At 73.2% G+C, this 25,241-nt stretch carries 28 protein-coding genes, 1 tRNA gene and 1 riboswitch; of the genes, 14 read left to right on the forward strand and 15 right to left on the reverse strand.

The window, feature by feature from the left end:
• Window positions 1-20: 20 nt before the first annotated feature.
• The 6 genes from ADK64_RS25525 to ADK64_RS48710 all read right to left on the reverse strand — a co-directional run bounded on the left by ADK64_RS25525 (window position 21) and on the right by ADK64_RS48710 (window position 4,843).
• On the reverse strand, window positions 21-1,403 hold the full coding sequence (locus tag ADK64_RS25525; protein WP_053662311.1) for an NtaA/DmoA family FMN-dependent monooxygenase: 1,383 nt from the start codon (window positions 1,401-1,403) through the stop codon (window positions 21-23).
• Window positions 1,404-1,428: 25 nt separating this feature from the next.
• Window positions 1,429-2,640: an LLM class flavin-dependent oxidoreductase gene (locus ADK64_RS25530; RefSeq protein WP_053662313.1), complete on the reverse strand. Its 1,212-nt coding sequence runs from the start codon at window positions 2,638-2,640 to the stop codon at window positions 1,429-1,431.
• Window positions 2,641-2,772: 132 nt separating this feature from the next.
• Entirely contained in the window at window positions 2,773-3,246 is a 474-nt protein-coding gene (locus ADK64_RS49105; protein ID WP_420713034.1) for a putative leader peptide, read from the reverse strand.
• A gap of 135 nt (window positions 3,247-3,381) precedes the next feature.
• Window positions 3,382-3,531: a hypothetical protein gene (locus tag ADK64_RS46110; protein ID WP_159046330.1), complete on the reverse strand. Its 150-nt coding sequence runs from the start codon at window positions 3,529-3,531 to the stop codon at window positions 3,382-3,384.
• A gap of 33 nt (window positions 3,532-3,564) precedes the next feature.
• A riboswitch (SAM riboswitch) is annotated at window positions 3,565-3,677 on the reverse strand.
• A gap of 77 nt (window positions 3,678-3,754) precedes the next feature.
• Window positions 3,755-4,642 carry a glutathione S-transferase C-terminal domain-containing protein gene (locus ADK64_RS25540; protein WP_053662317.1) on the reverse strand — a complete coding sequence of 296 codons (888 nt, stop codon included), beginning with the start codon at window positions 4,640-4,642 and terminating at the stop codon, window positions 3,755-3,757.
• A gap of 78 nt (window positions 4,643-4,720) precedes the next feature.
• The gene (locus ADK64_RS48710) at window positions 4,721-4,843 is read right to left on the reverse strand and encodes a putative leader peptide (RefSeq protein ID WP_324614437.1); all 123 of its coding nucleotides are present in this window, start codon (window positions 4,841-4,843) and stop codon (window positions 4,721-4,723) included.
• Between the two features lie 176 nt (window positions 4,844-5,019).
• Here ADK64_RS48710 and ADK64_RS25545 point away from each other — a divergent pair, with 176 nt between their 5' ends.
• The 7 genes from ADK64_RS25545 (at window position 5,020) to ADK64_RS25575 (ending at window position 12,178) form a co-directional block, all read left to right on the forward strand.
• Window positions 5,020-6,180: an NAD(P)/FAD-dependent oxidoreductase gene (locus ADK64_RS25545; protein ID WP_053662319.1), complete on the forward strand. Its 1,161-nt coding sequence runs from the start codon at window positions 5,020-5,022 to the stop codon at window positions 6,178-6,180.
• Window positions 6,177-6,479 (forward strand): (2Fe-2S)-binding protein, encoded by a 303-nt coding sequence (locus ADK64_RS25550; protein ID WP_053662321.1) that lies wholly within the window; start codon window positions 6,177-6,179, stop codon window positions 6,477-6,479. Before ADK64_RS25545 ends, ADK64_RS25550 begins: the two co-directional genes overlap by 4 nt.
• Entirely contained in the window at window positions 6,472-7,926 is a 1,455-nt protein-coding gene (locus ADK64_RS25555; RefSeq protein ID WP_053662322.1) for an NAD(P)/FAD-dependent oxidoreductase, read from the forward strand. Before ADK64_RS25550 ends, ADK64_RS25555 begins: the two co-directional genes overlap by 8 nt.
• Complete coding sequence (locus tag ADK64_RS25560; protein ID WP_053662324.1) at window positions 7,923-8,819, forward strand: dihydrodipicolinate synthase family protein; 897 nt, start codon at window positions 7,923-7,925, stop codon at window positions 8,817-8,819. The genes ADK64_RS25555 and ADK64_RS25560 overlap by 4 nt, the downstream gene beginning before the upstream one ends.
• Before the next feature lie 26 nt (window positions 8,820-8,845).
• Window positions 8,846-9,847, forward strand: coding sequence for a proline racemase family protein (locus ADK64_RS25565; RefSeq protein WP_053662326.1), 1,002 nt, complete (start codon window positions 8,846-8,848; stop codon window positions 9,845-9,847).
• Window positions 9,848-9,869: 22 nt separating this feature from the next.
• Window positions 9,870-10,571: a GntR family transcriptional regulator gene (locus ADK64_RS25570; RefSeq protein WP_053662329.1), complete on the forward strand. Its 702-nt coding sequence runs from the start codon at window positions 9,870-9,872 to the stop codon at window positions 10,569-10,571.
• Between the two features lie 167 nt (window positions 10,572-10,738).
• Window positions 10,739-12,178, forward strand: a complete 1,440-nt coding sequence (locus tag ADK64_RS25575) for an amino acid permease (protein ID WP_053662331.1) — start codon at window positions 10,739-10,741, stop codon at window positions 12,176-12,178.
• A gap of 74 nt (window positions 12,179-12,252) precedes the next feature.
• Here ADK64_RS25575 and ADK64_RS25580 read toward each other — a convergent pair.
• Both ADK64_RS25580 and ADK64_RS25585 read right to left on the reverse strand, forming a co-directional pair.
• A tRNA-Pro gene (locus ADK64_RS25580) sits at window positions 12,253-12,326 on the reverse strand.
• Window positions 12,327-12,374: 48 nt separating this feature from the next.
• On the reverse strand, window positions 12,375-13,802 hold the full coding sequence (locus ADK64_RS25585; RefSeq protein ID WP_053662333.1) for an MFS transporter: 1,428 nt from the start codon (window positions 13,800-13,802) through the stop codon (window positions 12,375-12,377).
• Between the two features lie 134 nt (window positions 13,803-13,936).
• Here ADK64_RS25585 and ADK64_RS25590 point away from each other — a divergent pair, with 134 nt between their 5' ends.
• The gene (locus ADK64_RS25590; RefSeq protein WP_053662335.1) at window positions 13,937-14,515 is read left to right on the forward strand and encodes a TetR/AcrR family transcriptional regulator; all 579 of its coding nucleotides are present in this window, start codon (window positions 13,937-13,939) and stop codon (window positions 14,513-14,515) included.
• Window positions 14,516-14,527: 12 nt separating this feature from the next.
• Here the strand turns inward: ADK64_RS25590 and ADK64_RS25595 are convergent, their stop codons facing one another.
• Window positions 14,528-15,052: a hypothetical protein gene (locus ADK64_RS25595; RefSeq protein WP_053662337.1), complete on the reverse strand. Its 525-nt coding sequence runs from the start codon at window positions 15,050-15,052 to the stop codon at window positions 14,528-14,530.
• 130 nt (window positions 15,053-15,182) lie between these two features.
• Between ADK64_RS25595 and ADK64_RS25600 the strand changes: the two genes are divergently transcribed.
• Window positions 15,183-15,527, forward strand: a complete 345-nt coding sequence (locus tag ADK64_RS25600; RefSeq protein WP_053662338.1) for a cupin domain-containing protein — start codon at window positions 15,183-15,185, stop codon at window positions 15,525-15,527.
• Here ADK64_RS25600 and ADK64_RS25605 read toward each other — a convergent pair.
• Window positions 15,517-16,530 (reverse strand): LacI family DNA-binding transcriptional regulator, encoded by a 1,014-nt coding sequence (locus ADK64_RS25605; RefSeq protein ID WP_053662340.1) that lies wholly within the window; start codon window positions 16,528-16,530, stop codon window positions 15,517-15,519. The genes ADK64_RS25600 and ADK64_RS25605 overlap by 11 nt on opposite strands.
• Before the next feature lie 150 nt (window positions 16,531-16,680).
• Here ADK64_RS25605 and ADK64_RS25610 point away from each other — a divergent pair, with 150 nt between their 5' ends.
• A complete protein-coding gene (locus tag ADK64_RS25610) occupies window positions 16,681-17,841 on the forward strand; it encodes a Gfo/Idh/MocA family protein (protein ID WP_053662343.1) in 1,161 nt (386 codons plus the stop codon).
• Between the two features lie 19 nt (window positions 17,842-17,860).
• Here ADK64_RS25610 and ADK64_RS25615 read toward each other — a convergent pair whose 3' ends face one another.
• The gene (locus ADK64_RS25615; protein ID WP_053662345.1) at window positions 17,861-18,481 is read right to left on the reverse strand and encodes a poly-gamma-glutamate hydrolase family protein; all 621 of its coding nucleotides are present in this window, start codon (window positions 18,479-18,481) and stop codon (window positions 17,861-17,863) included.
• A gap of 10 nt (window positions 18,482-18,491) precedes the next feature.
• Entirely contained in the window at window positions 18,492-19,523 is a 1,032-nt protein-coding gene (locus tag ADK64_RS25620) for a LacI family DNA-binding transcriptional regulator (RefSeq protein ID WP_053662347.1), read from the reverse strand.
• Window positions 19,524-19,650: 127 nt separating this feature from the next.
• Here ADK64_RS25620 and ADK64_RS25625 point away from each other — a divergent pair, with 127 nt between their 5' ends.
• The 4 genes from ADK64_RS25625 (at window position 19,651) to ADK64_RS25640 (ending at window position 23,114) form a co-directional block, all read left to right on the forward strand.
• Window positions 19,651-20,817 carry a phytanoyl-CoA dioxygenase family protein gene (locus tag ADK64_RS25625; RefSeq protein ID WP_053662349.1) on the forward strand — a complete coding sequence of 389 codons (1,167 nt, stop codon included), beginning with the start codon at window positions 19,651-19,653 and terminating at the stop codon, window positions 20,815-20,817.
• Between the two features lie 14 nt (window positions 20,818-20,831).
• Complete coding sequence (locus ADK64_RS25630; RefSeq protein ID WP_053662350.1) at window positions 20,832-21,608, forward strand: SDR family oxidoreductase; 777 nt, start codon at window positions 20,832-20,834, stop codon at window positions 21,606-21,608.
• Between the two features lie 38 nt (window positions 21,609-21,646).
• Window positions 21,647-22,651: a Gfo/Idh/MocA family oxidoreductase gene (locus ADK64_RS25635; RefSeq protein WP_053662352.1), complete on the forward strand. Its 1,005-nt coding sequence runs from the start codon at window positions 21,647-21,649 to the stop codon at window positions 22,649-22,651.
• Window positions 22,652-22,823: 172 nt separating this feature from the next.
• The gene (locus ADK64_RS25640; RefSeq protein WP_053662354.1) at window positions 22,824-23,114 is read left to right on the forward strand and encodes a hypothetical protein; all 291 of its coding nucleotides are present in this window, start codon (window positions 22,824-22,826) and stop codon (window positions 23,112-23,114) included.
• On the opposite strand, the gene ADK64_RS25645 is transcribed toward ADK64_RS25640, so the two are convergent.
• The 3 genes from ADK64_RS25645 to ADK64_RS25655 form a co-directional block, all read right to left on the reverse strand.
• Complete coding sequence (locus tag ADK64_RS25645) at window positions 23,102-23,296, reverse strand: hypothetical protein (RefSeq protein ID WP_053662355.1); 195 nt, start codon at window positions 23,294-23,296, stop codon at window positions 23,102-23,104. The two genes, ADK64_RS25640 and ADK64_RS25645, sit on opposite strands and share 13 nt — an antisense overlap.
• A 122-nt stretch (window positions 23,297-23,418) precedes the next feature.
• Window positions 23,419-24,327, reverse strand: a complete 909-nt coding sequence (locus ADK64_RS25650; protein WP_053662357.1) for a sugar phosphate isomerase/epimerase family protein — start codon at window positions 24,325-24,327, stop codon at window positions 23,419-23,421.
• 2 nt (window positions 24,328-24,329) lie between these two features.
• Window positions 24,330-25,241, reverse strand: coding sequence for an ATP-binding cassette domain-containing protein (locus ADK64_RS25655; protein ID WP_053662359.1), 912 nt, complete (start codon window positions 25,239-25,241; stop codon window positions 24,330-24,332).

The following is a 25,241-nucleotide window of genomic DNA, read 5'->3' on the forward strand; positions in this document are numbered from 1 at the left end:
CGCACGGAGCGCGAGGAACGTCACGAAGCGGCCCGGTCGGGCGAGGCGGTGGCGGGGGCGTCCGGGTGGGCGAGGCCGAGGTGGTCGCGCAGGGTCGTGCCCGCGTAGTCGGCGCGGAACACGCCCTGTTCCTGGAGCAGGGGTACGACCTGGTCGGCGAAGGTGTCGAGGCCGCCGGGGGTGATGTGCGGGACGAGGATGAACCCGTCGGAGGCGTCGGCCTGCACGAAGTCGTTGATGGTCCGAGCGACGGTGGCCGCGGAGCCGACGAAGGTCTGCCGGTTGCCGGTGTTGATGACCAGGTCGCGGATGGACCACTTGTTGGCCTCGGCGAGCTGCCGCCATTCGCGGGCGACGGCGATCGGGTCCCGGTACATCCGCACCTGGGCGCGGCCCCGGGAGATGTGCTCCTCGCTCACGAGGGGGTCGACGTCGGGCAGCGGGCCCTCCGGGTCGTAGGCCGACAGGTCGCGGTTCCAGACGAACTCCAGGTGCTTGATGGCGGTCGCACCGCTGACCTGCTGCCGGCGCACCTCGCGGGCGAGGTCGGCGGCCTCCTGGTCACTGTCGCCGAGGACGAACGTCGCGGCGGGCAGGATGAGCAGTTGGTCGGGCCGGCGGCCGTACCGGGCGAGGCGGTCCTTGACGTCCGTGTAGAAGGCCTGGCCCTCCTGCAGTGTCGCGTACCTGCTGAAGATGGCGTCCGCGCCGGCGGCGGCGAACTCGCGGCCCTCGTCGGAGTCGCCCGCCTGGAAGATCACCGGGCGGCCCTGCGGAGAGCGCGGCACGTTGAAGCGGCCGTGGATGTCGAAGTGCTGTCCCTGGTGGACGAAGGCGCCCGCCTTGGCGTCCCGCAGGAAGGCGCCGGTGGTCCGGTCGGCGAGGATCTCGTCGCCGCGCCAGGAGTCGAGGAGTTCGTTCGTGGTGGCGAGGAACTCCTTGGCGCGGGAGTAGCGCTCCTCCTGCGGCAGGAAGCCGCCGCGGCGGAAGTTCTCGCCGGTGAAGGCGTCCCAGGACGTGACCACGTTCCAGGCAGAGCGGCCGCCGGAGAGGTGGTCGAGGCTCGCGAACTGGCGGGCCACCTCGTACGGCTCGTTGAACGTGGAGTTGATGGTGCCGGTCAGCCCGAGCCGGTCGGTCACGGCGGCCAGCGCGGCCAGCACCGTGAAGGTGTCCGGACGGCCGACCACGTCCAGGTCGTATATCCGTCCGCCCTGTTCTCGCAGGCGCAGGCCCTCGGCGAGGAACAGGAAGTCGAACTTGGCGCGTTCGGCGGTGCGCGCGAAGTGGGCGAAGGAGCTGAACTCGATGTGGCTGCCTGCGGCCGGGTCGCTCCACACGGTGGTGTTGTTGACCCCGGGGAAGTGGGCGGCCAGGTGGATCTGCTTCAGGGGCTTGCTCATGGGTGCGGTCGTCCTCTCCGGCTGCTCAGGCTGATACGGCGGCGGCGTAGCGGTTGGCGGGGCGGGCAAGGCCCAGCAGGCCGCGCAGCGTGTCCGCCTCGTAGGCGTGCCGGAAGCGGCCCCGGCGCCGGAGTTCGGGCACCAGGTCACGGCTGACGCGGGGCAGGTCGTGCCCGGCGACGGCGGGGCGCAGCCGGAAGCCGCCCAGCCCGGCCGACGCCAACTCCTCGCAAAGATCGGCGAGTTGGGCGGCCGTGCCGGTGAAGACCCGGGCGTCACCGGTGTACGGCTCACCGGCGAGCGTGTCGAGGCGGTCGCGGCGGGCCTCGGCCTCGGCCCGGCTGTCGTCGAGGAAGACGACCAGGTCGCCGAAGAGGTGCAGGGTGTCATCGGCCCGGCCCGCCGCCTCCTGTTCGGCGCGGATCTCGGCGACGATCGCACGGGCCTGCGCTGCGTCGTGCGGGGTGACGTAGCCGACGTCGGCCTGGCGGGCGAGGAGCCGGTACGGGACGCCCTGGTGGGCGAGTGCGGTGACCGGCGGCTGGCCCTGCGGCGGGCGGGGTGTGATCGAGGGGCCCTTGACGCTGAAGTGCCGGCCCTCGAAGTCGATGTAGTGCAGTTTGTCCCGGTCGATGAAGCGGCCGGTCGCCGCGTCCCGGATCTCGGCGTCGTCCTCCCAGCTGTCCCAGAGCCGGCGGACCACCTCCACGTAGTCGGCGGCCTCGTCGAACAGCTCGGTGACGATGTCCCGCGCCGCCGGGCTGTCGTAGGCCTCGATCCGGCCGATGGTACGGCGGCCGAAGTGGGCGGCCTCGTCCGGCCGGCCGCTGACCTGCACGCGCAGGCCCGCGCGGCCGGTGCTGACGTAGTCGAGGGTGGCGATGGCCTTGGAGAGGTGGAACGGCTCGGTGTGCGTGGCCACCACGGTCGGGACCAGGCCTATGTGGCGGGTGAGCGGGGCGACACGGGAGGCGATGAGGACCGCGTCGAGCCGGCCGCGTACCTGGTCGGTGCGCTCGTCGGGGTCGAGGAGGTGCGAGGACTGCGGGCCCAGGCCGTCCTCGATGGTCACGAAGTCGATCAGGCCGCGCTCGGCCTCGGCGACGAGGTCGGCCCAGTAGCCGGCGCTGAACAGGTCCCGGGGGCGGGCGACCGGCTCGCGCCAGGAGGCGGGGTGCCAGCCGGTGCCGTCCAGTGCGACGGCAAGATGCAGGGGGGATGCGGAAGTTGAGGACACGTCGGTGCCTTCCTTGATGTCCGTACGAGAACAGCGGCTGGCGACCCGGGGCGGCGGCGGGGCGAGCTGCGGCAGCGGGAGACCGGGGCCGGACGGCCTGGCGAGCCGGCAGCCAGGGGCGCGGGGGAAAGGTCAGTGGCGACAGAGCGCGGCGGACACGCGCTGGAGATCTATGTGCGGCCTGGAGTGCAGGCGGACGGAGCGGTACGGCTGCGGGAGGCACGGCGTCGGTACGTGGGTCACGGCCGTCACCTCCGTCCCTCGGTCGCGGCGGGCCGTCTCGGCCGCCCGGTGGATCTCGTCATGATGCACAACGCGCAACCGGCTTCCCTTGTTCCCGCGCAGCGCACCCGCACGATCCGTGAGCGGCGGCGCGCGGGTGAATGCTGTCGACGCGGCCGGGAAGTCGGTGGGTGATGGATGGTCGGGTGTGGGTCGCCGGCAGGCCGGGCGGGTTGATCTCCTTCTTCGCGACCGCTTCGTCGAAGAGGTTGTAGGCGGCGCGACTTTGACGGTGAATCGGCGGCCGGCGGCTCGGCTGGGGAGACGGCGGCGCCCGGGGGTTCGCTCATGGCGGGCTCCGGCAAGGTCGGCACCCCGGTCCACGGCGAACGGGCGCGGGCCGCGACGGCACTACGGCACGTGGCGGCACACGGCGGCGCGCGGGACCGGGGGCTGGGCGGACGACGGCACACCAGGGGGACGGTGTGCGTCAGGAACGCGGGAGGCGGGAGGCGGGCGTCAGCCCCGGCGCCGGGCAGCGCCCGGCGCGGTACACAGTGCGCTGTTGACCCGGAGCAGATCTACGGCGCGGTCGGCGACGAGGAGGCGGGCGTACGACGGTACGCGGCCCTGGGGGCGGCTCGTGGCCGTCCGGGGGCTCGCGTCCATGGCGTCACCTGTCACCGTTCCGGCCCCGCGGGGCCCTCGCGCTTACCGAAATACGTCGTTCCGGTCCGGTCGTCACCTGGGGCACCCCACCGCGATGCGAGGGTTGCCGGTCAGCGAGCCAGGGCTTGGTGTTGACGCTCATGACCGTTCTGGCCGTAAGTTGAGGCTGTCGTCCGTGCCCATGTCAACGGCTATCCGCTACCTGGACGTTCGCGGCCCGATGTCACCTGCGGGAAGGGTCCTCGGCGTCGGCGGCGTGGCCCGCCCAGTCCAGGATCTGGACGGCGGCTCCGGCGGCCTCCAGGCCCCGGCAACGGCCGTGGTGGCGACGGGAGATGCCGTCGAGGTCGAGGGGGCGGCCGAAGGCGGGGTGTGCGGCCAGCCGGCGGGCGTAGGCCCACAGGGCGCGGTGGCCGGCGATACGGTGCACGGCTGAGGCGTCGAGGTGGCAGCGGTGGACGGTGTCGAGCTGCACCAGGGTCACCCACAGTTCGACGTCGGCGGCGGTGAGCCCGTCGTCGACGAGGTACTCCTCCCCCGCCAGCCGGTTCTCCAGCCGGCCCAGCGTGTCGAGCAACACCTCCAGGGCGGCGGCCTGTTCGACCGGGTCGGTGCCCGCCCGTCCGGCGCGCTGCGCGGCCTCCTCGATGCCCTCGTCGCACATCCGCTCCACGGCCTCGATCACGGACTCCAGTCCGCTCGGGTACAGCACGGTACGGCCCTCGTGGGGGAAGCGGTCCAGGTCGCGCAGGATGTCGCGGGCACGGGTGCTGACGATGCGTCCGGACCAGTCGTCGCTGAGGACGGGGGCGAGGGCCGGGCCGGTGTAGTGGTGGGCGCTCGCCTCGTACAGCGGGCGCAGGGCCGCGTGGCCGCCGCCGGGACAGTCCGGGACGGCGGGCAGATAGGTGACCGGACAGCCGCCGTCCAGGCCGAGGAGGCCGTGTCCGACGGCGAGGCGCAGTCCGTCGGGACACGCGGTGGACAGATGCAGCCGGTAGCGGTGGGGCACGGCGTAGTGGCCACTGCGCGCGTCCCGGCCGATCCGGCCCCGGAAGACGGGGGCGGCGCGGTGGACGGACGGGACGGCGGCGAGCGGAGTGATGGACATGCGTCTCCCCTGGTGGTGGACGTGTTCGAGGGGCGCGCCGACGGACGTCGTCGGCCGGTGGGCGCGCCGGGGCCCGGCTCAGCGCCGCGGGCTGATCGCGCTGCAGACGCGCAACAGATCGATGTGGCGGCGGGAGGTCAGAAGGGGTGCGCGCAACGGCGTGCGGCCCGTGCGGCCGGTGACCGTGTCGAGGCGCGGCATACTTCCCTACCTGTTCACTAGGATTCCCTCCCTGGAGTGTCGATCCGGCGTCGTGCGACGTCAAGGGGGCGTCCACGCCTGGGACTCCGGGCGGGTGAGGGGCCGTCGGGGGGCGAAGGGCGACCGGATGTGTCCGAGGTCTCCTCAGACAGTGCACCATGTGACATAGTACTGCCGTGGCGAAGCGACTGACCTGCGATGTCGTGGTCGTCGGAGCCGGTATGGCGGGTGCGGCCTGTGCGCTGTACGCCGCACGGGCCGGCCTCGACGTGCGGGTGGTGGACCGGGGGCCGGTGGCCGGCGGCACCACCGGAGCGGGCGAGGGCAACCTGCTGGTCTCCGACAAGGAACCGGGCCCGGAACTCGAACTCGCCCTGCTGTCCGCCCGGTTGTGGGAGCGACTGGCGGACGAGCTGGGCACGGCGATCGAGTACGAACCCAAGGGCGGCCTGGTGGTCGCCGCCACGCCCGACGCCCTGGCCTCGCTGTCGGCCTTCGCGGCCGGGCAACGCGCCGCCGGCGTCACCGCCGAGCCGGTGAGCGCCACCGGACTCCCCGGCCTGGAGCCCCACTTGGCCCCCGGCCTGGCGGGCGGGATGCACTATCCGCAGGACGCCCAGGTCATGCCCGCCCTGGCCGCCGCCCACCTGCTCCGCGCCTCCGGGGCCCGGCTGCACACGGGCTGGACGGTGACCGGGATCCGGCGCGCGGCGGACGGCACGGTGGCCGGTGTCCGCACCGACCGGGGCGACCTGTACGCACCGGCGGTGGTGAACGCGGCCGGTACCTGGGGCGGCGACCTCGCGGCACTCGCGGACGTCCGGCTGCCGGTGCTCCCCCGACGCGGCTTCGTCCTGGTCACCGAGCCGCTGCCGCGCATGGTCCGGCACAAGGTGTACGCGGCGGACTACGTGGCCGACGTCGCGAGCGACTCGGCCGCCTTGCGCACCTCGCCGGTCGTGGAGGGCACGGCCGCCGGGCCGGTGCTGATCGGCGCGAGCCGGGAGCGGGTCGGTTTCGACCGCTCGCTGTCCCTGGCGGCGGTACGGGCGCTCGCGGCCGGGGCGATCGGCCTGTTCCCCTTCCTGGAGCGGGTCCGCGCCCTGCGGACGTACGCGGGCTTCCGGCCGTATCTGCCCGACCACCTCCCGGCGATCGGGCCCGACCCCCGGGTACCCGGGATGTTCCACGCCTGCGGTCACGAGGGGGCCGGCATCGGACTCGCCACCGGTACCGGACAGTTGATCGCCCAGACGCTCACCGGCAAGGCACCGGAGCTGGATCTCACCCCGTTCCGGCCGGACCGGTTCGACACGGACGGAGGCAACACACGGTGAATCCACTGGAGTTGGCGCGGGCCCGGCCGGGCGAAGCATTCACGGTCACCCTGGACGAGCGGCCGGTGGAGGCGCTGCCCGGGCAGACGGTCGCGGCCGCGCTGTGGGCGGCGGGCGTGACGGCCTGGCGCAGCACGCGCGGCGCGGGGCGGCCCCGTGGGGTGTTCTGCGGGATCGGGGTGTGCTTCGACTGTCTGGTGACCGTCAACAGCCGCCCGAACCAACGGGCTTGTGTGGTCCCGGTACACCCGGGCGATGTGATCCGCACCCAGGAGGGGACGGGACGCGACGATGACTGAGCGAGCGCATCTCGCCGTCGTCGGGGCGGGCCCGGCGGGCCTGGCCGGGGCGCTGGCGGCTGCCGCCCGGGGCGTGCGCGTCACGCTGGTCGACGCGGCGGGCCAGGCGGGCGGCCAGTTCTACCGACAGCCCGCCCCGGCCCTGAACGCCCGTCGCCCGCAGGCCCTGCACCACCAGTGGCGCACCTGGCGGCGCCTGTCGGACGCCCTCGCCCGGCACATCACGGCAGGCCGGATCACTCATATGCCGGACCATCACATCTGGTGCGTACAAATAGAGTCGGGTTCCTTCGCCCTGCACGCCCTGCTCGGCCCCGCCCAGGAGGAGGGGGTCACCGTCCGCGCCGACGCCGTGCTGCTCGCCACCGGCGGCTACGAACGCGTGCTGCCCTTCCCGGGCTGGACGCTGCCCGGTGTCGTCACGGCGGGCGGCGCGCAGGCCATGCTCAAGGGCGGCCTGGTGCTGCCGGGCCGGACGGTCGTGGTCGCGGGCACCGGCCCGCTGCTGCTGCCGGTGGCCACCGGGCTCGCCGCAGCGGGGGCCGAGGTGGCCGCACTGGTCGAGTCCGCCGCCCCCGCGGCCCTGCTGCGCCGAGCGCCGGACCTCGCCGCGCAGCCGGGCAAACTCGCCGAAGGCGCCTGGTACGCGGGTCAGTTGCTGCGGCACCGGGTGCGCACGCTGGCCCGGCACACCGTGGTGGAGGCGCACGGCACCGACCGGCTGACGGCGGTCACCGTGGCCGCGCTGGACCGGACCGGCCGGATCCTGCCCGGCAGGACGCGCCGCATCCCCTGCGACGCCCTCGCCGTCGGACACGGCATGGTGGCGCACACCGACCTCGCCGAGACTCTCGGCTGCACGCTGTCCGGGACGGAGGGCACGGCCGTACGGGTCGACGACGAACAGCGCACCGATGTGCCCGGGGTGTGGGCCGCCGGAGAGAGCACCGGTATCGGCGGCGCGGCACTCGCGCTCGCCGAGGGGCATATCGCCGGCCGCTCGGCCGCCGCCCGCCTGCACGGCACCGCTCCCGACCCGCGCGCCCTGGCCGGCGCCGCCCGGGCCCGGATCCGGCTGCGGGCGTTCTTCGCGGCGCTCGACACGGTGTACACACCGCCCGCGGGCTGGGCGGACCGGATCCCGGACGCCACGGTGGTGTGCCGGTGCGAGGAGGTCACCGCCGGCGAGGTCCGTACGGCCGTCCGCGCGCTCGGTGCCGGGGACCTGCGCACCGCGAAACTGCTCACCCGGGCCGGTATGGGCTGGTGCCAGGGCCGGATGTGCGCGCCCGCGGTGGCCGGCCTGACCGGATGCCCCCTCACCGCGGAACGCCGGCCCTTCGCGCGCCCGGTGCCGCTCGGCGTGCTGGCGAGCCTGCCGGACGACCCACACCGTGAACCAGACAGTGACATGTCACACCCTATGGAATCGGGGACCGACTCATGACCCACCCGGAGAACCGCCCCTGGCGCGGCGTCCTCGTCGCCACCGCGCTCCCCCTGCGCGACGACCTCTCCCCCGACTACGACCGCTACGCCGAGCACTGCGCCTGGCTGGTCGCGAGCGGCTGTGACGGCGTCGTACCGAACGGCTCGCTCGGCGAGTACCAGGTGCTCACCCCCGAGGAGCGCGCCCGGGTGGTGGAGACGGCCGTGGCGGCGGTCGGCGGGGAGCGGGTGATGCCGGGCGTCGCCGCGTACGGCTGTGCCGAGGCCCGCCGCTGGGCCGAGCAGGCGGGCGAGGCCGGCTGCGCGTCGGTGATGCTGCTGCCGCCCAACGCCTACCGCGCCGACGAGCGTTCCGTCCTCGCCCACTACGCGGAGGTCGCCCGGTCGGGTCTGCCGGTGGTGGCGTACAACAACCCGGTCGACACCAAGGTCGACCTGGTGCCCGAACTCCTCGCCCGGCTGCACGGCGAGGGCCACATCCACGGCGTGAAGGAGTTCTCCGGCGACGTCCGCCGCGCCTATCGCATCGCCGAACTCGCCCCGGAACTGGACCTGTTGGCCGGTGCCGACGACGTACTGCTGGAGCTGGCCGTGGCGGGCGCCAAGGGCTGGGTGGCAGGCTACCCCAACGCGCTCCCGCGCGCCTCGGCGGAGCTGTACCGTGCCGCGGTGGCCGGCGACCTCACCACCGCGCTCCCCTTGTACCGGCAACTGCACCCGCTGCTGCGCTGGGACTCGCGGACGGAGTTCGTACAGGCCATCAAACGGTCCATGGACGTCGTCGGCCGCTACGGCGGCCCGGTGCGCCCGCCGCGCACGGCGCTGACGCCCGAGCAGGACGCGGCGGTCCGGGCGGCCACGGAGAAGGCAGTCGCCGCGGGACTGGCCTGAGACGCCCGGAAAGGAGGCCGAGAAGCATGCGCAGCAAGCTCGTCCTGCACGCCGTCGACTCGCACACCGAGGGCATGCCGACCCGCGTGATCACCGGCGGGATCGGCACCGTACCGGGTGCGACGATGAACGAGCGGCGGCTGTACTTCCGTGAACACCGCGACGCCGTCAAGCGGTTGCTGATGAACGAGCCGCGCGGGCACTCCTCGATGAGCGGCGCGATCCTCCAGCCGCCGAGCCGCCCCGACTGCGACTGGGGGGTGATCTACATCGAGGTCTCCGGCTATCTGCCGATGTGCGGGCACGGCACCATCGGGGTGGCCACCGTACTGGTCGAGACCGGCATGGTGGACGTCGTGGAGCCGGTGACCACCATCCGGCTGGACACCCCGGCGGGACCGGTGGTGGCCGAGGTGGCGGTGGAGAACGGCGCCGCACGGCACGTGACCCTGAGGAACGTGCCCTCGTTCGTCGTCGCCCTGGACCGCAGGGCCACCCTCCCCGACGGCCGTACCGTCACCTACGACCTCGCCTACGGCGGCAACTTCTACGCGATCCTGCCGCTCGACGCCTTCGGGCTGCCCTTCGACCGCGCCCGCAAGGACGACATCCTCGCGGCGGGCCTGTCACTGATGGAGGTGATCAACTCCGGGGCGGAACCGGTGCATCCGGCGGACCCGTCCATCCGCGGCTGCCACCACGTACACCTCTACGCGCCGGGGGCCACCGCACGGCACTCGCGGCACGCGATGGTCATCCACCCGGGCTGGTTCGACCGCTCCCCGTGCGGTACGGGCACGAGTGCGCGCATGGCACAACTGCACGCCCGTGGTGAACTGCCCTTGCACACCGAGTTCGTGAACGAGTCGTTCATCGGCACCCGGTTCACCGGACGGCTGCTCGGCGAGACGGAGGTCGCCGAAGTCCCGGCCGTCCTGCCCAGTTTCACCGGCCGCGCCTGGATCACGGGTACGGCCCAGTACCTCCTGGACCCCACCGACCCCTTCCCCGAGGGCTTCGTCCTCTAGACTCGCGTCGGTGATGCGTGACATGGCACAGGCACAGAACAGTCCGGATGCGAACCTTCCGGCACTGCCCCGGCTCGGCGGCCGGCGCAGCAGCTACCGCGAGCGGGTCGCCGACGCGCTGCGCGCCGCGCTGATCGCGGGTGAGCTGCGGCCGGGCGAGGTCTACTCCGCGCCGTCGCTCGCCGCCCGCTTCGGTGTCTCGGCGACGCCGGTGCGGGAGGCGATGCTGGACCTGGCCAAGGAGGGCCTGGTCGACACCGTGCCGAACAAGGGCTTCCGGGTCACCGCCGTCTCCGACCAGCAGCTGGACGAGTACACGCACATCCGTGCGCTCATCGAGATCCCCACCGTGGCCGGACTGGCCCGCACGGGCGACCGCGTCTCGCTGGAGGCGCTGCGCCCGGCGGCCCGGGAGATCGTCACCGCGGCGGTGGCGGGCGACCTGATCGCCTATGTCGAGGCCGACACCCGTTTCCACCTCGGCCTGCTGGCCCTGGCCGGCAACGCCCACCTGGTCGAGGTGATCGCCGACCTGCGCGGCCGCTCCCGCCTCTACGGCCTGACGGCACTGGTGCAGGCGGGCCGCCTGCTCGCCTCCGCCGAGGAGCACCTCGAACTCCTCGACGCCCTGCTGGAGCGCAACGAACAGGCCGTGCGCGAGATCATGACCCGGCATCTGGGTCATGTCCGCGGCCTGTGGGCGGCGGGCGGGGATCCCGCCTAGACCGCAGGACATTTCACGGCACAGATGCTGTTCCGGCGCACTTTTTACACGTACGCCCCGGTGGGACGACACAAGAACCGGCAATTTTGTGGCGGGCGGGAGGTTCCCGGACCATACTCCCGTACCGGCGATCCCGGGACAGCTGTTCGATGAGAGGCAGACCACCCATGCACAGCACCGGAACCGCGCCACAGCCGGCTCCGGCCCCCTCGGAGACCCGCGTGGTCCCCGTCGAGGTCCCGCACGACGCCCCACCCGTCGCGGACTCGTCCAGTACCAGCAAGCATGCCCGGAGCTTCGGTCTACCGGTCGCCACCGCGCTGGTCATGGGCAACATCATCGGCGGTGGCATCTTCATGCTCCCCGCCTCCATCGCCCCCTTCGGCACGGTCAGCCTGGTCGCGTTCGCCGTGCTGACCGTCGCCGCGATCGCCCTGGCCCTGGTCTTCGGCCGGCTCGCCGCACGCGATCCGCGCACCGGCGGGCCGTACGTCTACGCCCGCGAGGCCTTCGGTGACTTCGCCGGTTTCCTGTCCGCCTGGTCGTACTGGATCACCGGCTGGGTGTCGAACGCCGCGCTCGCCGTCGCCGCCGTCGGCTACCTCGACGTGCTGATGCCCGTGGGCGGCCACCACTGGTCCGCGTGCCTGGCCGCCCTGACCCTGCTGTGGCTGCCCGCCGTGGCCAACTTCGCCGGCACCCGCTACGTGGGCGCCGTACAACTCGTGTCCACCGTGCTGAAGTTCGTGCCGCTGCTGCTCGTCGCGGTCGGCGGGCTGTTCTTCTTCGACCCGGCGCGGATGGGACCGTTCAACTCGAGCGGTCACGGCGCGGTCGGCGCGGTGTCCGCCTCCGCCGCCCTGCTGCTGTTCTCCTACCTCGGGGTGGAGTCCGCCGCCGTCAGCGCGGGCGAGGTCAAGAACGCCCGCCGCAACGTGGGCCGGGCCACCGTCATCGGCACGACGGGCGCCGCGCTGGTGTACCTGCTGGGCACCCTGTCGGTCTTCGGCACGGTCCCGCACGAGCGTCTGGTGCACTCCACCGCGCCGTTCTCGGACGCCGTGAACGCGATGTTCGGCGGCGGCTGGGGCGGTTCGGCCGTGGCGGTGGCGGCGGTGGTGTCGATGACCGGCTGCCTCAACGGCTGGACCCTGCTGAGCGCCCAGACCCCGTACGCCGCGGCCAAGGACGGCCTGTTCCCGGCCGCCTTCGCACGGCGCCGCCGGGGCGTGCCGACCTTCGGCGTCGCCGTCACGGTCGTCCTCGCCTCCCTGCTCACCGCCTACAACTACCTGTCGGGTTCGGGGAAGGTCTTCGAGGTCCTGGTGCTCGTCACCACGTTCACCGCGACGGTGCCGTATCTGCTGGCCACGGCCGCGCAGCTCTTCCACCTCGTCTCCGGCAGGGGCGAGTCGGTGAACCGCGCCCGGCTGATCCGGGACGGGGTGATCACCGCGGTGGCGGCCGCCTTCTCCCTCTGGCTGATGGCCGGCGCCGGTTACGCCGCGGTGTACCAGGGCGTGCTGTTCCTGTTCGCGGGAGTCCTCGTCTACGCGGTGATGGCGGCCCGCCGCCAACGCGACGCGGCGGCGACCGACCCGGCGTGAGCCGGATCGAGGGCAGAAGGAAGGCGCCGTACCGGTCGATTCCGGTACGGCGCCTTTCTCGCGTTCTCGCAACGTCGGGACGACAGGATTTGAACCTGCGACCCCTTGACCCCCAGTCAAGTGCGCTACCAAGCTGCGCCACGTCCCGTTGCGGTCCCACCCGGGGGTGTCCCCCGCGTGATCACGCAGGTCAACCCTACCGCACCTGTGCCGGTGCCCGTGTCACCCCCGTCGCGGCGGGGGTCGTCGCAGGACCGGGGCGGCGGGCCGGGACCAGGAGGGCGGCGCCGGCCGCGGCCAGGCAGAGGAGGGCGAGCAGGGCCCAGCCGTGGGTGTAGCCGGAGGCGTAGGGCAGTCCGGAGGGCTGGAGGCGGCCGGTCACCAGGACGCTGGTGAGCGCGGCGCCGATGGAGCCGCCGATGGTGCGGATGTTGGCGTTCATACCGGTGGCGGCGCCGGTCTGCTCGGGCGGGACGCTGCCGACGATCAGGTTGGCCATGGAGGCGAAGGCGAGTCCGATGCCCAGGCCGAACAGCCCGGCGACCACGGCTATCTGCCACTGCTCGTCATGCCAGAGCGTGAGGAAACCGCAGGCCAGCGCACCGAGCGCGGCACCCGTGGTGAGCAGCGCCTTGGCGCCGACCCGGGGCTCCAGACGGCCCGAGAGGACGCCCGAGACGAACATCGCCAGCAGCATCGGCAGCATGAGGAGGCCGGCGGCGGTGACGCTCGCGCCGAAGCCGTAGCCGGCCGCGGACGGCGTCTGGACGAAGCCGGGCAGGAAGGACCAGATCGCGTACATGCCCGCGCCGAAGAGCAGGGCGGCGGCGTTGGTCGTCCACACCGCCGGCAGCCGCATCACACGCAGGTCGATGAGCGGGCTGCGGGAGCGGGCCTCGGCGGTCAGCCACACGGCGAACAGCACCACGGCGGCGGCGAACAGGCCGAGCACCTTCGGCGAGCCCCAGCCCCACTGCCCGGCCTGGCTCAGCGGCAGCAGCAGGGCAACCAGCCAGGCGGAGAGCAGGGCGGCGCCGAGCCAGCTCACCCTCCCCCGGGCCCGCTCGGCCGACTCGGGGACGTAGGCCACGGCGATCAGGACCGTGGCCGCGACGATCGCCACCGGGATCCAGAAGAGCCAGCGGTAGTCGAGCGCGGAGACGATCGGCCCGGCGGCCACCATGCCGACCCCGCCACCGGCGGCGATCACCGCGGAGAGGTTGCTGATGGCCGCGCCGACCTCGGCCGGGGCGAACTCGTCCCGGATGATGCCGAAGGACAGGGGGAAGAGGGCGCCGCCGACGCCCTGGACGACCCGGGCGACGATGAGGACGCCGATGTCCGGCGCGAGCGCGGCGACGAGGCAGCCCGCGAGGACGGTCAGCAGGACGGCGACGAGCGTGCGCTTCTTGCCCACGAGGTCGCCGACCCGGCCGAGGATCGGGGTGAAGACCGAGGCGGACAGCAGGTACGCCGTCATCACCCAGGTCGCGGTCGACTGGGAGGTGTGCAGGGCGTGCTGGACGGTCGGCAGGGCCGGCGCGATCAGCGACTGGAGCATGGAGAACACGCCCGCACCGGTCGCGAGGACCGCGAAGGTGAGGCGGGTGGACTTGCGGGGCATGAAGGAGCCTCTCCGAAATCCAGAGAATGGTGCGCTGGTAAAGTGGAGGTACCCCTCCACTGTAGCGGAGGGGTACCTCCGGTTCAAGATGCGGAGGTGATCCTCCGATTCACCGAGTCCTCCGGGAGGCAGCAGTGACGGCCACGTCGTTCCCCGTCGGCGAGATCGTGGCGGCCCGCCGACCGCACCGCAAGGACGCCGCCCGCAACTACGACGCCCTGCTCACCGCCGCCCGTGAGGCGTTCGCCGAGCACGGCTCGGACGCCTCGCTGGAGGACATCGCGCGCCGCGCGGGCGTCGGCATCGGCACGCTGTACCGGAACTTCCCCACCCGCCGCGATCTGTTCGAGAGCGTCTACGCGGACGAGGTCAACGCCCTGTGCACGGCGGCCGTGGAGGTCGCCGACCGGGAGCCGTGGCAGGCGCTGACGGCCTGGCTGGACCGGTTCGCCGGGTACATGGTCACCAAGCGCGCGGTACGCGAGGCGCTCAACGACGAGTCGGAGATCTTCCAGTCCTGCCGCGAGTCGATGTACGCCGCCGGCGGCCCGCTGCTGGAGCGCGCCCAGCAGGCCGGGGCGGCCCGGGCGGACATGGACTTCGGCGATCTGCTGCGGCTGGTCGCCGGGATCACGGCCACCGCGTTCGACGACGACGCCCAGCGCGACCGGGTCCTGGCGATCGCGCTCGACGGCGTACGCACCGGCCGCTGACCCGCCCACGCCCTACTTGATCAGTGCGTTCGCCACCACCACGATCACCCCGAGCAGCGCGTCCCCCAGCCCCATGAGCACCGCGACCGGCCAGTTGCGGGACGACCAGCGGGCGGTGACCAGACCGAGGGCGAAGAGGATGACGATGTTGAGGCCGAAGGCCCAGTACTCGACGCCGTTCGGGGGCCACCAGCCCCAGCCCGCGCCCGCCAGCACGAAGACCGTGGGCAGCACGGCCGCGACCAGCGTCCACTCGTCGCGCAGGGCGCGCAGGACGTCCCAGCGGCGGTGCGGGGCACGCTCGGCGATGTAGTGGGCGTAGCCGTGGGCGAGCGCGGAGGCGCACGCGGTCACCAGCAGCCAGACGGCGTCGTAGCGGCGGCCCGCCGCGGTCGTGCGGCCGTACTGGGTGAGCGCGGCGACCATCGAGCTGGCGAGGACTGCGCCGTAGACCCCGCCGAAGAGGACGGCCTCGCGGGTGTCGTGCGACCGGCACGGCTCGCCCGGCCCGGCGGTGGCCACCGTGGAGTCAGCCATGCTCCCCACGGTCCCCCGGGCCCGCCCCCACCGCCAGCGGGCACACCCCGACGAAGTGTCCCGCGACCGGCCCCGATGCCCCACACACTGTCGGCCCCGGCCCGCCCGGCGCGCTGGCTAGGGTCGCCCCATGACACACAGCTTCACGCTCCACATCCCCGACGCCGACCTCGAACCCGAGCCCCTCGAACCGGAGCAGATCGTCTCCGGGAACCCCGAGGTGACCGGGAAGGTGGTCTGGGAGTCCGAGGACGGCCGCCAGCTCCGGGGCATCTGGCAGATCACCCCGGGCGTGGTGACGGACACCGAGGCGGACGAGCTGTTCGTGGTGATCAGCGGGTCGGCGACGATCGAGGTCGAGGGCGGGCCGGTGCTGACGGTGGGGCCGGGCGACATGGCGGTGCTGCGCGCGGGCGACCGTACGACGTGGACGGTGCACGAGACGCTGCGCAAGGCGTACGCGATCAATCTGTGAGACCGGTGAGACCGGGCGGCGGCCCCGTCGTCCCGCGGATCTCCAGCGCCGGTGCGGCCAGCCGGAGGCGGCCCTCTGCCCCGGGTCGCTCGAACCGGTCGAGCAGACAGCGGGCGGCGCGCCGGCCGATCTCGTGCGGGGCGGTGTCGACGGTGGTCAGCCACAGGTGCCGCAGCCGGGAGATGCTGGTGTTGTCGTAGCCGACGACCGAGAGGTCGTGCGGGACCCTGAGCCCCAGTTCCCCGGCGGCGGAGAGGGCGCCGACCGAGGCCATGTCGTTGACGGCGAAGATCGCCGTGGGCCGGTCGGGGCGGCTGAGCAGCCGTACGGTGCCCCGGTAGCCGCCCTCCTCGGTGAGGTCGCCCGGTTCGGTCAGCGGCTCGGCGCCGTGCGCCCGCATCGCCTCCTCGAAGCCGCGCCGGCGCAGCGCGCCCACCGCGCCGTGGCCCGCGAGGTGGGCGATCCGGCGGTGACCGAGGCCGAGCAGGTGCTCCGTGGCGAGCCGGGCCCCGCGCTCGTCGTCCCCGGCGACGACGTCCACGCCGGGCAGCAGCGGCTCCCGGGCGCCCGCCACCACGACCGGCATCCGCCGGGCGAGCGCCCCGAGTTCGCCGGGGTCCGGGACCGTGCCGACCAGCACCAGGCCGTCCACGCCCAGGTCCACGAAGGGTTCGGCGAGGTCGTGGCCGATGCGCCGGTTCAGCCGGGCGTCGGCGAGCAGCATGTGCAGACCGGCCGTGTGGAGCGGGGAGTTCAGGCCGTCCAGGAGGTCGACGAACCAGGGGTTGCGCAGGTCGTCGAGGAGGACGCCGACGGTCCGGGTGCGCTGTTCGCTCAGGCTGCGCGCGGCCGCGTTGGGCCGGTAGCCCAGCTCGCGCACGGCCCGCAGCACGGCCTCCCGCTTCTCGGGACCGACCGGGCCCGAGCCGCGCAGCACCAGGGAGACCAGCGATTTGGACACTCCGGCCCGTTCGGCCACGTCTCGGATGGTCGGCGGTCTCATGACATGGACCGTTCCATGCGGTGTACCACTCTGTCAAAGGGGCGACTCGGCGACTCCCTTCCCCGTCAGAGGGTTGACACCGGCCTATGTCCGAACAAAGGTGGCCTGGACAGAGGATGGACCGGTCCAACATGCCCAGGAGGGGCTGTCATGGTGGATGCGCTGGGTGTCGCCGTCGTCGGATTCGGCTGGATGGGCCGGGTGCACACCCAGGCGTACGCCCGGCTGCCGCACCACTATCCGCGGCTGCCGCTGCGGCCCCGGCTGGTGACCGTCGCCGAGGAGGTGCCGGGGCGGGCCGAGGAGGCCGCCGAGCGGTTCGGGTTCGCCTCCGCGACGCGCGACTGGCGGGAGGTGGCCGCCGATCCGCGGGTGCGGGCCGTCAGCATCACCGCCCCCAACTTCCTGCACCGCGAGATCGGCGTGGCGATGGCCGAGGCCGGCAAGCACATCTGGATCGAGAAGCCGGTGGGGCTGAGCGCCGAGGACGCCCGCGCGGTCGCCGACGCGGTCGCCAAGGCCGGAGTGCAGGGCACGGTCGGCTTCAACTACCGCAACGCGCCCGCCGTCGAGGCCGCCCGCGACCTGATCGCCGCCGGTGAGATCGGCACCGTGACACACGTCCGCATCCGTCTGTTCAGCGACTACGCCGCCCATCCGGACGGCGCCCTGACCTGGCGGTACGAGCGGGCGCGCGGCGGCAGCGGGGTGCTCGGCGACCTGGCCTCGCACGGCGCCGACCTGGCCCGTTTCCTGCTCGGCGACATCGCCTCGCTGACCGCCGACACCGCGGTCTTCGTCCCGGAGCGCGCCCGCCCGGCCGGCGCCACCGCGGGCCACGCGCTCGCCTCGGGGGGCGAGCCGGGCCCGGTGGAGAACGAGGACTACGTCAGCTGTCTGCTGCGCTTCGCCTCCGGCGCACGCGGGGTCCTGGAGGCGTGCCGGGTCTCGGTCGGCGAGCAGAACAACTACGGCTTCGAGGTGCACGGCACCAAGGGCGCGGTCTTCTGGGACTTCCGGCGGATGAACGAGCTGGCCCTCAGCCGGGGTACCACGTACCAGGACCAGCCGGTGAGCACGGTGTACGTCGGCCCGGGCGCGGGCGAGTTCGCCGCGTTCCAGCCGGGCGCGGCCAACGCGATGGGCTACGACGACCTGAAGGTGATCGAGGCGTACCGGTTCGTACGCTCCATCGCCGAGGGGACACCGTACGGGGCGACGCTCGCCGACGCCGTGCACAGCGCGGCGGTGCTCGGTGCGATGACGCGGTCCGCCGAGCGCGGGAGCTGGGTGGAGGTCGGGGCCGGCTGAGCGCGGTGAGCCCGTTCGGTCAGGGCAGCTCGTGGGGTTCCCCGCGCCCGTTCGGGGCCGCCGGCCCCAGCCCCGTCACCCCCGCGACGAGTGCCTCGACCACCGGCCCCGGAGGGACGTCCGCTCCGCCACTGGTGCGGGCCAGGAGCGGCAGTTCGACCTGGACGCCGCCGAGCCGGGCCAGGTTGACCGGGTTCCTCGGATGCAGGCCGCGCAGGGCGACCGGGATCGCGTCGAGGTCCGTCACCGGCCGGAAGCGGGGGGCGAGGGCACCCAGTTCCCGGGCCAGGACGCGGGCCGCCTCGCGGTTGCCGCCGCCCAGGAAGATGGCGTCCGGTGCCTCGGCCCGCAGATGGCCGTGGAGGGAGACGGTCAGCCGGACCCGGTCGAGGAACGCGCGCAGGAGGGCGCAGTGCTCCACGGCCATGCGCGGGGACGGGATGTGCACCGGCCGCCGCACCCCCGGCTGGGTGAAGACCAGGCTGCTGGCGCCGCAGCGGCGTGCCACGAGACCGGCGAGTTGCGAGGTGCCGCCCTCGTTGCTGCCGTGCAGCGCGAGCAGCCCGATGCCGCCACGGCCCGGTTCCAGGGTCGCGAGCAGGGGTACGCCCTCGATCTCCAGGCGTTCGGTACGGTTCACCAAGTCCCCCTCACTCGGCCGGCTGCGCGGGCATGTTGTACGGCGTCACGACCTGGATCGCGGAGGGCAGCACCGGTCCGGCCGGGGGCAGCGCGCCGTGCGCCCGCATGACCAGATGGCAGGCCTCGCGCATGTCCTGGCGCAGATCGTGGTGGAGCACGGCGGAGAGCCGGTGGGCGCGCAGCAGGCGGGTGTTGTCGCGGTCGAGGTCGTGGGCGATGAACACCGCGCAGGCGCGGCCGAGGTCGGCGAAGGCGCGCAGGGTGGCGTCGTTGCCGCCGCCGATGGAGTACACGGCGCGGATCTCCGGGTCCCGTTCCAGGGCGGCGCGGACGAGGTCGTACTGGGTGGCGTCCAGGCCCTGTCCCTCGGCGATCTCCACCAGGGTCCGCTCGGGATGCCGGGCCCGCATCACGCTGCGGAACCCCATCTCGCGCTCCTCCTCGTTGCGGAAGAAGCCGCTGCTGAGGCTGGTGAGGACGTTGCCGGGCCGGTCGCCGAGCCACTGGCCCATCAGATAGGCGGCGGTGGCGCCGGCGGCCCGGTTGTCGCTGCCGACGCAGCCGAGCCGGCCGCTGGCGGGCAGGTCGGTCACCAGGGTGACGACCGGGATGCCGGCCGCGGTGAGCCGGCCCACGGCGGCGGTGACCTCGGGGACGTCCGGTGCCTTGAGGATCACGCCCTGGGAGCCGCGCCGGGCGATCCGGTCCAGTGTCGCGACCTGCTCGGCGGCCGGGCCGGTCTCGCGGAAGTGGAAGCGGGAGCGGACCACCGCCGGGTGCAGGGAAGGCAGTTCGGCCTCCAGAGCGGCGCGGACGGCGCTGCTGAACCGCTCGGGCGCCTGCACCACGATGTCGACCATGAAGGTGCGGCCGACCAGCCGGACCTGGGTGCGCTGCCGGTCGAGGTCGGCGATGGCCCGGTGCACCTCCCGTGCGGTGCTCTCCCGCACCCCTCCCCTGCCGTTCAGCACGCGGTCCACGGTGGCCTCGCTGAGACCTGCCTGACGTGCGATTTCCCGGATCGGGAACGGATGGCCCACGGCCCGGCTCCTTGAGGGGTTTTTGATGGCTGGCTGCTGGTTGTTCGAGGGGTTTGTACTGACAAGAATGACAGGGCCCGGCCGCCCGCGTGGCCGAACGCCCTCACCTCCCGAAAAGAGGACACCGATGTCCGTCGCCTCCGCGCCAGGCCGCACCTGGTTGTCCGAGCAGGACTGCGACCTCGACGCCTTCCGCGCCCTCATCGACCGGACGACCCGCCTCGCCGACCACCCGCACGCCGTGTCCGTACGCGACAACGTCCCGCTGTACGACGGCGAGCGGCTGCGCACGGCAGGTGACCGCGACGCGCTGCGGGCCGAGCTGGTGCGGGCGCTCGCCGACGGCCCGGGGATCTTCGTCGTACAGGGCGCCTTCCCGGATCCGGCGGTCGTCGACCGGCTCACCGCGGTGTTCGAGGCGCTCATCGCCGAGCAGCGCGCCGCCGGGGCCACAGCGGGCGACCACTTCGCGGAGCCGGGCGCCAACGACCGGGTGTGGAACGCGCTGGAGAAGGCGGCCCTGTACGACCCGGAGGCGTTCGCCGACTACTACGCGAACGAGGTCCTGGCGCTGGTCTGCGCGGCCTGGCTGGGCCCGGGCTACCAGGTGACCTCGCAGGTCAACGTGGTCAACCCGGGCGGCGCCGGCCAGAGGGTGCACCGGGACTACCACCTTGGCTTCCTGCGCAACGCGGTGGCGGCCGCCTATCCGGCGCAGGTGCACCGGCTCTCCCCCGTGCTCACGCTCCAGGGCGCGGTCGCCCACTGCGACATGCCGGTGGAGTCGGGTCCGACGCTGTATCTGCCGTACTCGCAGCTGTACGAGCCCGGCTATCTGGCCTGGCGACTTCCGCGGTTCCAGGCGTACTTCGAGGCACGCCACGTCCAACTCCCGCTCGTCAAGGGCGATGCCGTCTTCTTCAACCCCGCGCTCTTCCACGCCGCCGGCGGCAACAGGACCGCCGGCGTGCGGCGCACCGCCAATCTGCTCCAGGTCTCGTCGGCGTTCGGGCGCGCGATGGAGACGGTGGACCGGGAGGCGGTGGCGAACGCGGTGTTCCCGGTGCTGCTGCGGCGCGCGGCCGCCGGTGCCGACGCGGCATGGCTGGAGAACGTGATCGCGGCGAGCGCCGAGGGCTACCCCTTCCCGACCAACCTCGACAGCGACCCGCCGGTGGACGGTCTGGCCCCGCCGGCGCAGGCGGACCTGGTGCGCCGGGCGGTGCGCGAGGGATGGGATCCGGGACTGCTGCGGACGCGGCTGCGGGCGGGCGCCGAGCGGCGCGAGAGCTGAGAGGACGGACACTCATGGGACTTCTCGACGGCAAGGTGCTGCTCGTCAACGGCGGCAGCCAGGGCGTGGGGGCCGCGATCGCGCGGGCCGCCGTCCGCGAGGGCGCCGTCGTGACGGTCACGGGCCGGCGCAGCGAACCGGGTGAGGCGCTGGTGGCCGGGCTGGCGGCGGCCGGGGGCAAGGCGATGTTCGTGCGCGCCGACCTCTCGGACGCCGAGCAGGCTAGGGCCGCGGTCGCCGAGGTGGTGGCCGCCCACGGCCGGATCGACTGCCTGGTGAACTCGGCGGGCCTCACGTCCCGGGGCACGCTCCTGGACACCACGCCCGAGCTGTTCGACCAGCACATCGCGATCAATCTCAAGGGTCCCTTCTTCGCGATGCAGGCGGCGGTCGCCGACATGGTGGCCCGCGAGGCGCCCGGCACGATCGTCAACATCATCACCTCGTCGGCCCACGGCGGGCAGCCGTTCCTGGCGCCGTACGTCGCCGCGAAGGCGGGCCTGGTGGGCCTGACCCGGAACGCGGCGCACGCCCACCGCTGGGACCGGATCCGGATCAACGGCCTGAACATCGGCTGGACGGCGACGGAGGGCGAGGACGCCACCCAGCGCGCCTTCCACGGCGCCGGCGACGACTGGCGGGAGCAGGCCGCGGCGCGGCTGCCGATGGGCAGGCTCGGCCGGCCGGACGAAATCGCGGACTTCGTGGTCTTCCTGCTGTCCGATCGTTCGGGCGTGGTCACGGGCTCGGTGATCGACTGGGACCAGAACGTGCTCGGCGGCCTCGACTAGAACCCTTCGCACCGACACCCCTAGGAGCAGCACCCCTCATGCGTATCGGAATCCTCGGCCTCGGCCGCATCGGCGCGTTCCACGCCGAGACCCTCTCCGGCCTCGACGCCGTCGAGTCGCTCGTCGTCACCGACCCGTTCGCGGAGGCGGCCAAGGCCGCCGCCGAGCGGTTCGGCGCCGAGGTCGTGGACTCGCCTCAGGCACTGCTGGCCGCCGGCGTGGACGGCATCGTGGTGGCAGCCGCCACCGACGCCCACCCCGCCCTGATCCTGGCCGGCGTCGAGGCCGGCATCCCGGTCTTCTGCGAGAAGCCCGTCGCCAGGACGATGAGCGAGGGCGTCGAGGTGCTCAAGGCCGTCCAGGACAGCGGCGTGCCGATCCAGATCGGCTACAACCGGCGCTTCGACGCGGGCTTCGCCGCCGCCCGAGCCGCGGTGCGCGCCGGTGAGCTGGGCAAGTTGCACACGGTGCGCTCCACGACCCTGGACCCGGCGCCGCCGCCGGCCGCCTACATCGCCGCGTCGGGCGGCATCTTCCGCGACTGCTCCGTGCACGACTTCGACATCATCCGCTGGGTGACGGGCCGTGAGGTCACCGAGGTGTACGCGGTCGGCGGCAACCGGGGCGCCGACTACATCGCGGCGGCGGGCGACGCCGACACCACCGGAGCGATCCTCACCCTGGACGACGGCACGATCGCGGTGGTCTCCAACTCCCGTCACAACGCCCGGGGTCACGACGTCCGCATGGAGCTGCACGGCTTCGCCGACTCCATCGCCGTGGGCCTGGAGGACAAGCTCCCGCTGCGCTCGGTCGAACCCGGCGTGACCTTCCCGGCCGGCACCCCGCACGACTTCTTCATGGACCGCTTCACCGACGCCTACCGCGCCGAACTCAGCGCGTTCACCGAGGTCGTGTCCGGCACCCGTCCGTCCCCGTGCACCATCGAGGACGCCCTGGAGGCGGGCTGGATCGCCGAGGCCTGCACCCTGTCCCTGCGCGAGCACCGCCCGGTGACGATCGCGGAGGTCCGCGAGGCCTGACCTCCCCGGGGGTACGGCGGCCATCCGTCGTAACCCGCCGCACGCCGTCACGCGGGCCGGGCGCGCAGCCCGTCGGCGGACGGCTCCGGCATGCACGCCGGGGCGACGCGGGGCGTTCGTTGCCCGCACCGGCCGCCGGCTGTGAACGCTTCCTCGCCACCGGGGAGTTCCCGTGGAGGGCGGACATGCCCCAGGCGGTGCGGGACGGACCGGGCGGGCCGGGTACGGCGGGTGCCCACGCGCCGCCCACCCGACGCGCTCGTCCGGCTCGTGGGCCCGGTTCGGCGACCCGGCTCCGCACGGGATCGTCCCCGTCCTCGGCCGTCGCGACCGGCACGGCACCGGGAAGGCCGAGCGGCTGCTCGACAGGCGCCCCCGACCCGCCGGGCAGACCGCGCTGGACTGCGCCGAGGGCCTGCTGGCCCACGGCGCCGTCCCTGTGCGTGCGGCTCAGAGGCAGTAACGCACCAGCCACTCGTCCGCGCTGTACCGGTCGCGCGCCGGGTCCGGCAGGGTCGCCGGTTCGGTCTCCACCATGTCCTGCGGGCGTATCCGCTCGGGCAGTGTGCCGAACCGGTCGCGGCGTGCGGCCGCCGCGTCGGCCGTGTCCCGGGGCGTCTGCCGTGCTTCCGTACGGTGTGTCATCGTGTCCTCCCGTCTGCGCGGGCGTCCCCCGTCACCTTCTCAACGCCCGCGTGCCCCCCGTTGGTTCCCGGCCACCCGCCGGCCGAATCCCATGGGGTGACGTAGGAACGCCCACGGTCCCCTCAGGCTCCGCAGGAGCGCAGGAACCCGCGGGTGCGCACCGCGATCGGCAGCGGCCGGTCCGGCTCGCAGGGGTACATGTCCTGCTCGACGATCGCGAACAGGTCCACGCCCAGCCGCTGGGCCGCCTGCAGGACGGGCTCCAACTCCGGTACTCCGGAAGGGGGTTCGCACATCACCCCCTGTGCCACGGCGGGCCCGAACGGGGTTCCCCCGGCCCGCACGGAGGCGAGGACCTCCGGGTCCACCTGCTTGAGGTGCAGATAGCCGATGCGTTCACCGTAGGTCTCGATCAGCTTGACACTGTCCCCGCCGCAGTACGCGTAGTGCCCGGTGTCCAGGCAGAGGTTGACCAGCTCGGTGTCGGTCGAGTCCAGGAAGCGTTCGACGTGGTCCTCGGTGTCGATGTGGGTGTCGGCGTGCGGGTGGACCACGATGTCCAGGCCGTACGTCTCCTTGACCTCGTGGCCGAGCCGCTCCATGCCCTTGGTGAGATGCGCCCACTGCTCGGCGGTCAGCTCCGGCGGCTCCAGGATCTCGGCGGTCTTGTCGTCCCGCCAGAAGGAGGGGATGACCACCAGATGCCGGGCGCCCATGGCCTGGGTGAGCGCGGCGACCTGGCTGACGTGCGCCCAGGTCTGCGACCAGACGGCGGGGCCCCGGTGCATGCCGGTGAAGACCGTGCCCGCCGAGACCTTGAGGTTCCTCCGGGCGACCTCGTCCTTCAGCCGTGCCGGATCGGTGGGGAGGTAGCCGTAGGGGCCCAGTTCGATCCACTCGTAGCCGGCCTCGGCGACCTCGTCCAGGAAGCGGTCCCAGGGGACCTGCCGGGGGTCGTCGGGGAACCAGACACCCCAGGAGTCGGGGGCCGAGCCGACCCGGATGCGGTCCAGCGGGGTGGGGTGCGCCATGGTCAGGGGGTTCCTTCCGGAGTGGTCGCCACGGGTGCGGACAGGTCGCTCTCCTCGGGGAGTTCCTCGGTGTCGACGCCTCGCACCTGGGCCAGTTCGTGCTTGAGCGCGGCGAGTTCGGCGCCGCCGGCCATGTGGTTGGTCAGCTCCTCCAGCGTGATCTGCGCGCGCTCGGCGGACAGTTCGAGGGTGCCGAGGCGCAGGACGCTGAAGTGGTCGCCGACCATGTAGGCGTGGTGGGGGTTGTGGGTGATGAAGATGACGCCGAGGCCGCGGTCGCGGGCGGCGGCGATGTACTTCAGCACCACGCCGGACTGCTTGACGCCGAGGGCGGCGGTGGGCTCGTCCAGGATGAGGACGCGGGCGCCGAAGTAGACGGCGCGGGCGATGGCCACGCACTGGCGCTGGCCGCCGGAGAGGGTGCCGATGGGCTGCTCCAGGTCGTCCAGGACGATGCCCATGTTGCGCAGTTCCTCGTCGGCGGTCTCCTTCATCCGGGCGATGTCCAGCCGGCGGACCGGCCAGGGGCCCTTGGTCATCTCGGAGCCGAGGAAGAAGTTGCGCCACACGGGCATCAGGGGGACGGTGGCCAGGTCCTGGTAGACGGTGGCGATCCCCTTGTCGAGGGCCTCGCGGGGCGTGGAGAAGCGCACCGGCCGCCCGTCGACGAGGAACTCGCCCTCGGTGTGCTGGTGCAGCCCCGAGATGATCTTGATGAGGGTGGACTTGCCGGCGCCGTTGTCGCCGAGCACGCAGGTCACCTGTCCGGCGTGCACCTTCAGGTCGACGCCGTGCAGCGCGCGGATGTTGCCGTAGGACTTGCCGGCGCCGCGCAGTTCGACCAGCGGGCCGTCCGATGCGGGCGGGGTGTCCTGGAGGACGGCGCCGTGCGTTCCGGTTCCGTTGTCAGTCAT

The sequence above is a fragment of the Streptomyces sp. MMG1121 genome, from assembly GCF_001280015.1.
In the GTDB taxonomy this organism is placed as follows: Bacteria; Actinomycetota; Actinomycetes; order Streptomycetales; family Streptomycetaceae; genus Streptomyces.